The organism is Pseudomonas sp. Sample_16, assembly GCF_004307665.1.
GTDB lineage: Bacteria > Pseudomonadota > Gammaproteobacteria > Pseudomonadales > Pseudomonadaceae > Aquipseudomonas.
Map to the genome: position 1 here is coordinate 1 of NZ_RCOB01000028.1, position 7790 is coordinate 7790.

Below are 7790 nucleotides of genomic sequence, written 5' to 3' on the forward strand. Positions count from 1 at the left end.
CCACCCGCCCCTGCTCCACCGTCAACCCCGCCAACACTTGCTCTGCAGGTTCGCCTTGCTTCAATCGCCGCACCAACGGCGCCAGTTCAACGCCCTGCACATGCCAGATCCCCAACGGCTGATCCGCTGTAATCACCACCTCGGCTTCATCGACAAAGCCATCACACAACACCGGCGCCCGCTCAATCCTCAGCGCAGCGAAATCCGCCTCGGCATGGGCTACCTCGGCATCCGGCCATTGCTGCCGCGCCTGCCAGAATGGCTGATCGGACCAACGCTGCTCATCGGCATAGAAGTCCCGGCCAATCCGCGCAAAACGCAAAAACAACTGTTCCACGCGCTGCTGGTGAAAACGCTTGGCCAGCGCCGCGCGCTCGGGTTTGTGCAACAACGTGTTGATCACCGCCGGCGCCTGCAACGCTGACGACAGGGACTGGAAGATGCCGTTGCCCGAGAGCGGGTCCACCGCCATCGCCGCATCCCCCACGCGAATCCAGTTTTCGCCACACACCTGCGGGCTGAGGATCGCGGTGCTGCTGCGGGCATGCAGCTGCAAATCGACTTCAACCTGATCGGCGAAAAATGCTCGAGCCACTGCCGATGCCCGGCGCCGCTGTCGGCAGTATTCGAGCAACATCGCTTTGCCTGGCAACTCGGCACTGGTGACGTCCACCGTCCATTGCCAATAACACTGACCGTCGGCCCGTCGCGCCATCCACGCCCAACCGTCCGCCAGGCTTTCCACGGCGCTGGCGGTCTTGCCGGGCGAGCCTTGCCAGCGATTGAGCAGGCTGACCGTCTCCGGCCCGCGCATCCCCTTGCCAAGGGCGGGCGCCTGACGCCCGCGGGCATCCACCAGAAAATCGGCGCTCAACGCCTCCTGTCCTTCGATCTGGATGCAATGCCCGGACGGTGACGTCTGGACGCCCATTACCCGGCCTTCGATCAGCGAAACACCGGCGGTACGCAAGTCTTCGCGCAGGCCGCGATCGAAGCTTGGACGATCCAGCAAAAACTCGATGTTCTGCGCGTGTTGCCGACCGTTCCAGTTCACTTGCCGTTGTGACGGCAACGCAGCATTCGCCAGCGCTTGATGCAACCCCGCGCCGCGCAAGGCGTCGAGAACCCGCACAGACACACCTTCGAGCGCCGCAAACCGGCGCCACTCACTGACCAGCGTGACGGCATGACCCAGCCGCCGTAATCCCAGCGCCACAGCCGTGCCTGCTGGCCCGGCACCCAAAACGACAATCATCGTCATGCTCAGAAGCGCCTTTCCGGTCCACGATAACGAGCGTTCTGCCGCAGCCACTCGATGATTTGTGCATTGCTCGCCCCGGGCTGTTCCACCAGGAATCCGGCGATGTGTCCGCTCAATGCCGCGCAACCGAGACTGGCCCCCGACTGCCCCGGATAAGTGCCGTGGACACACGCGGCGAAATCCGCCTGGGCGCTGTTGAGCCACGACCATTCGAGTTCGGCGCAGCGGGCATCGCCGGTCACTCGCAGCACCTGTGGGTAATTCGCCGGATACACGCCTTCGCCCTGGGCCGGGCTGGATGCGCAAAGCAGCACGCCACGCGCTACCGCTGCGGCACAGGCCGCCCGCAACAGGCTGCGATCCTGACGCAAGCCGAGGCTCAGATTGATCAGGCGCACGTCCTGCGTCACTAGCCAGTCAATCGCCGAGGCGATCTGCAAGGCACTGGTGACGCCGCGCTGATCGAACACCTGCGCCACGCAGAACTGCGCCGATGGTGCGCGTCGCCCAATGGCTTCGATCACTGCGCTGCCGTGGCCCAAGGGATCTTCGCGCAAGTCGCTTTCGGCCAGGCCGTCCTCGACCAGTGAAAACCTGCGCCCGGCCACGACCTGCACCCGCTGCGCTGCCGAGTGTCCGCTGTCCACCACACCGATACGCAACTCAGTTTTCATAAGGCTCAGGCTTCATGCAGCACCGCTTTCGAAACCAGCACGCCGTCTTGCAATTCAAAGCGCAAATCGGCATCGGCCAGGGTTGAGGGACGATGGCTGATCAAGATGCGCGTGCGCCCGGCAAACAAGCGGTCGATGGCCTCGATCACTTCACGTTCGGTGGCTTCATCCACCGCGCAAGTGGCTTCATCGAGTACCAGGATCAGAGGGTCCTGCAACAGCGCGCGGGCAATCGCGATGCGTTGTTTCTGGCCCCCGGACAATTGCTGGCCGCGCTCACCCAGCGGACTGTCCAGACCTTCGGGCAAGGACGCGATCAGACTGTCGAGCTGCGCCAACCGTGCCACTTCGGCAATCGCTTCGCGACTGGCATCCGGCACCGCGTAAGCGAGGTTGTCGGCCAGGCTGCCACGAAACAGTACGATGTCCTGACTGACCACGGCGATGCGTCGCCGCAGTTGGAACAGGTCCAGTTCACGCAGATCGACTTCGCCCAACAGCACACGGCCCGACTGCGGATCATGGTGCCGCTGCAGCAGGTCGATCAGGGTCGATTTGCCGGCCCCGGAGCCACCACTCAGGGCAACTTTCAAACCGTAGGGGATATGCGCCTCGATTCCGCGCAACGTAGTCTGCCGACCGGGATGGCTGAAGTGCACATCCTCGAAACGCAGCTCGCCAGAAGCAGGCATCGGCTTCGGTGCAGCCGGGGTGAACACGGTCGGCTCTTCACCTCGCAGTTCCATCACCCGACCAAGACTGACGGTCATCCGTTGAATCGCCACGTACAATCCCAGCAAACTTTGCACGGGCCCGACGGCCATGCCCAGATACGTCGAAAACGCGATCAACGCACCGAGTTGCCAGGTGCCCTGCACCACCCAATAGCCGCCAATCAGAAACGCACAGGCGCGGGACAGCGAGGTCAACGTCCCCGGCACGGCCTGGGTGAAAAACTCGGTGACTTGCAGGCGCAGCAACTGGCTCATGTAGCCCTGCCCCAGCGTCTCCAGACGTCTCGCTTCACGTTGCTGCTGACCGGCGGACTGGATGAATTTCATCACCGGCAACGTCTCGACCATGAACGACGACATATCCGCCGAGCGTTCGCGCAGCTGCCGTACATCGCGCTCGACCTTGCGCCGCATCCAGCGTAGCCAGAGCACATCGAGGGGAATCAGCACCAACGCCAGCAGCGAGAGTTTCCAGGACAAGGTCAGCAGCATCGCCACTGCCACCACCAGCCCGATCACACTGGACACCGCCGAGAACAGCGAGTCCACGGCAAAGCGCTGAATCTCCGCCACGTCACCATCAAGACGAGACATCAGATCGCCGATGCGTCGCTGGCCGTAGAAGCTCGGCGACAGGGTCTGCAAATGCCGATACAGGTCATCGCGCAGGGCAAACAGCATGCGCCCGGACAAACGCGTGTGCAGGTAGCGATTGATGCCCGACAGCGCCGTGCCCAGCAATCCGGCGACGATCATCAACCCGGCGATGAGCACCAGCATCGGGAAGTCGCGTGCCAGCAAACCATCGTCGATCAGCAGCTTGGTCAACCAGGGCTGCACCAGTACCAGCGCCGAGGCGCACACCGACAAGCCCAGTAGCCCGGCAATCGCCAGTCGATGGGGACGCACGAAGCTGTAGAGCCATCGCAACGCCGCTTGCAGGGCCTCGGGGTTCTGGCTGTCGATCAGCCGAACGATCAGGCGCTGCATCACGAGCGCAGCTGCTTGAGCTTGCGATAAAGGGTCGCGCGGCTGATACCCAAGGCGTCAGCGGCGGCCGAGACGTTGCCCTGATGGCTGTCCAGGGACTGGCGGATCATCTCCAGTTCGTTTTCCCGAATACTGCCGGCTTGCGGACGTTCAGTCGCGGTCAATTCATCGAGCATGCTGTCGGGCAGGTGGTCGAGGGTCAGCACTGTTTCTCCCGGCTCGCGCATGGCCAGCGCGGTGCGCAGAACCATCTCCAGCTGACGGATGTTACCCGGCCAGTGGTAGCCGGCGAGCACGCGGTCCAGATCGTCATGCAGGACGACGTCAGGCGCATCGAGTTTGTTCAACATGCGACTGACCAGCCCTGCGAAATCCTCGCGCTCGCGCAAAGCGGGGAGCATGACGCTGATGCCGTTGACCCGGTAAAACAAATCTTCGCGAAAGTGCTTTTCCTCTACCAGGCGCTTGAGGTCACGGTGAGTGGCGCAGATCAGCGCGATGTCGATGTCCTGTTCTTCGCCAGCGCCCAACGGCGCCACCTTGCGGTCTTGCAGTACCCGCAATAACCGAGCCTGCAAGGCCAGCGGCATGTCGCCGATTTCATCGAGAAACAACGTACCACCATGGGCCTGTTGCAAGCGACCGACCATGCCGCCACGACGCGAGCCGGTAAACGCGCCTTCGCGATAGCCGAACAGTTCGGACTCGATCAGACCTTCGGGGATGGCCGCACAATTCACCGCGACGAAGGGTTTGTCGCAACGGGCACCGGCCATGTGCAGGGCGCGGGCGATGACTTCCTTACCCGTGCCGGTTTCGCCCAGCAGCAACACCGGCAGCTCGTTGGCCAGGCCTTGTCGGGCCATGCGCAAAGCGCGGGCGTAGCGGGCATTGCTGCCAGCCAAAGACTGGAGATCAGGTTGAGGTTGGGGTTTAGCGGTTTTGGCCACGCTACGCGGTGGAGTGCTGACATTGATCGTGCGTTGCGGCGCACGCAGGGTCTTGTAGAAAAATTCGCCTTTGGCGGTTTGCAGGCTGCCGGCGCCACCTTGATGCAGGCGTGCCAGCAATTGCAGGCCATCGACACCAAGAAACTCTTCGCAACGTCGGCCTACCAGTGCCGAACGCTCGGCATGCAACAACTGGCAGGCTTGCGCGCTGACCGCAAGGATCTGTCCGCCGAGGCTCACTGCCAACAGGCCCTGCCAAGGGGATTCGAGGTATTGCCGACGGCTGTGGAATGCCAGGACGATTTCGTCCGGATAACTGGCGTTGAACACCCGGCTCTCGATCTGGCTGACAGCCATGGCCAGCAACGCGGTGCTGTCGTGGGCGCGGCCGAGCGGGCCTTCGCGGGTCAGATCAAGGACGCCGAGGATGTCACCCTGCGGACAATGAATGGGCACCGAAGTGCAGGAAAAGTCACTGAGGCGATCCAGGTAATGTTCGCCGCAATCGATCAGGGTTGGCCGGGCTTCCACCAGCGCAGTGCCGAGGGCATTGGTGCCCCGGGCGGCTTCACTCCAGCAGGCACCGAGGGAAATGTCCTGCAGGCCGCTGCCCTTGAGGCGGTCGGCGCGCCCTTCGACAGCAAGAATGGTGGCATCGGAATTGGCCAGGATGATCAAGCCATCCTTGCCCTGACGCTCGGCCAGATAATCGATGGCCGGCAGTGCAGCGTCGATCAGCAAGCGATTGCTCGCCAGCAACACGTCCACGCTCGTGCTCGACTCCAGTGCCAGTTCATGCTTGGCATTGAAATGCACACCATGGCTGAGACTGCGCCGCCACGAAGCATCGATTTCCGCCCGCAGGACGCCGTCCGGCACTTCGCCTTCCAGATGCAGCTTTTCCCTGGCCAGCCGGGCTTCGCGATGCAGTTTGGGGGAGTTTGTTTTTATTAGCGTCATCAAGCGCTCCGGGTCATCCGCCCTGCGCCTTCAAACATCGGCGCCCTGGAGCAATCTTTACGTTAACGTCAGGGCAATGGCAAGTGCCGTAGGGCGCTTGTGTTCCGCCAGCTGGCACAGCATCAGACGTGGGGATCGCCGGGAGCTTTACCGGGTGTAGCGTATTGCGGCTTGAGATGACCGTCCTGATCGAGCAGCCATGCGTCCATGATCTGCCGCACCACAGGTCCTGCAACCCGGCCACCGGCCTCACCGTTTTCGATCATGACCGAAATTACGATCTTCGGGTGTTCTGCCGGGGCGAATCCGACGAACAAGGCATTGTCGCGGTTGCGCTCACGGGTCTTCTCGCGGTTGTAGCGCTCACCCTGCTTGATCGCCACCACTTGCGCGGTGCCGCTTTTGCCGGCGATGCGATACTGCGCGCCTGCCGCTGCGGCGCGTGCAATTCCGCGCGAGTCGTGCATGACCATCTGCATACCGTGGTTTACCTGCTCCCAGTCACGGGGGTCCTTGAGCAGAATGTTTGGCATCGGGTGTTCGTCCACCGGTGCAACACCGTCCACGGTCATCGCCAGATGCGGTCGGTTCCACACCCCTTTGTTGGCGATCAGCGCCGTCGCCTGGGCCAACTGCAGTGGTGTGACCTGCATGTAGCCCTGGCCGATACCGAGGATGACCGTCTCCCCCGGGAACCAAGGCTGACGGCGCGTGGCGCGCTTCCAGGCCTGGGATGGCATCAACCCTGACGACTCTTCGTACATATCCAGGGAAACTTTCTCACCCAGGCCAAACATTGCCATGTAGTCGTGCAAACGATCGATGCCCAGCTTGTGCGCCAGGTCATAGAAGTAGGTGTCGTTGGAACGCATGATCGCCGCGTCCATATCCACCCAACCGTCGCCGCTGTGGTTCCAGTTGCGGTACTTGTGATCGAAATCCGGGAGCTGGTAGTAACCCGGATCAAAGACTCGGGTCTGTGGCGTGACAACGCCGGCGTCGAGTCCGGCGATCGCGACTTCAGGCTTGATGGTCGAGCCCGGTGCGTAGAGACCGCGCAGCACTCGGTTGAACAGCGGCCGGTCGATCGAGTCGCGCAGCGTCGAGTATTCCTTGGCGCTGATACCGGTGACGAACAGGTTCGGATCGAAACTTGGATTGCTGACCATGGCCAACACTTCGCCGGTCGAAGGATCCAGTGCGACGACTGAGCCGCGGCGATCACCCAAGGCTTGTTCCGCGGCTTCCTGGAGCTTGACGTCGAGACTCAGGACAATGTTTTCCCCGGGAACCGGATCGGTGTGCTTGAGCACGCGCAGGACACGACCCTGGGCATTGGTTTCGACTTCCTCGTAACCGACATGGCCGTGCAGCTGCGACTCGTAGAATTTTTCGATCCCGGTCTTGCCGATGGATTGGGTGCCACGATACTCAACCGTATCCAGCGCCTTGGATTCTTTCTCGTTGATACGTCCTACGTAGCCAACCGAATGAGCGAAGTGCTCGCCGAGCGGGTAGTGTCGAACGAACTGCGGCTCGACATCCAGGCCCGGTAAGCGGAACTCGTTGACCGCGAGCACCGCGATCTGCTCTTCATTCAATTCATAGAACAGCGTTACGGGCACGAACGGGTGGCGTGCTTGTTTCATCGCCTTGTCGAACAGCGTGCGGTCTTCAGCGGGCAAATGCAGAAGGTTGACCACCTCATCCAGCTCTTCATTGACGTCGGTAGCGCGTTCGCGGGTGATGGTCAGGTTGTAGCTGGGCCGATTGTCCGCGAGCACCACGCCATTGCGGTCATAGATCAAGCCACGGGTAGGCGTGATCGGCAGGACATGGACGCGATTGTTCTCCGAAATCGTGGAGTGATAGTCGAATTCGACGACCTGCAGCACGTACAAACGCACCACCAATGCACAGGTAATCGCGACGACGAAAAAAGCACAAGCCACCAGTCTTTTGTTGACCAGACGGGATTCTTTTTCGTGGTCTTTGATCGGGATGGGGCCGGGCATTTCTCAAGCAACTCTGTGAAAAAAGATACCGATCCCTAAGCTTGGAAACAGTCCGTAAAAAACGAGCTGCACCATACCAAAACTGCTAAGTCACTTTCGTGTAACTTTATTTAACTTGTAACGGACATGCATTTCCCCGGGTACTTTTCGCCAGGCAAAACAAAACCCCAACTGCTTTCGCAATTGGGGTTTCGGAATTTAATCTT

At 61.3% G+C, this 7790-nt stretch carries 5 protein-coding genes; all 5 read right to left on the bottom strand.

Annotation, left to right across the window (positions count from 1 at the left end):
* The coding region (locus D8U69_RS03780) for a tryptophan 7-halogenase (RefSeq protein WP_130906708.1) at window positions 1-1261 on the bottom strand (1261 nt) is incomplete at its 3' end.
* A 2-nt stretch (window positions 1262-1263) separates the two neighbouring features.
* Window positions 1264-1935: a S8 family serine peptidase gene (locus tag D8U69_RS03785; protein WP_056856926.1), complete on the bottom strand. Its 672-nt coding sequence runs from the start codon at window positions 1933-1935 to the stop codon at window positions 1264-1266.
* Window positions 1936-1940: 5 nt separating this feature from the next.
* Window positions 1941-3659: an ABC transporter ATP-binding protein gene (locus D8U69_RS03790; protein ID WP_130906117.1), complete on the bottom strand. Its 1719-nt coding sequence runs from the start codon at window positions 3657-3659 to the stop codon at window positions 1941-1943.
* A complete protein-coding gene (locus tag D8U69_RS03795; RefSeq protein WP_130906709.1) occupies window positions 3659-5569 on the bottom strand; it encodes a sigma-54-dependent Fis family transcriptional regulator in 1911 nt (636 codons plus the stop codon). The genes D8U69_RS03790 and D8U69_RS03795 overlap by 1 nt, the downstream gene beginning before the upstream one ends.
* Before the next feature lie 122 nt (window positions 5570-5691).
* Entirely contained in the window at window positions 5692-7584 is a 1893-nt protein-coding gene (mrdA, locus tag D8U69_RS03800) for a penicillin-binding protein 2 (protein WP_130906115.1), read from the bottom strand.
* Window positions 7585-7790 lie beyond the last annotated feature (206 nt).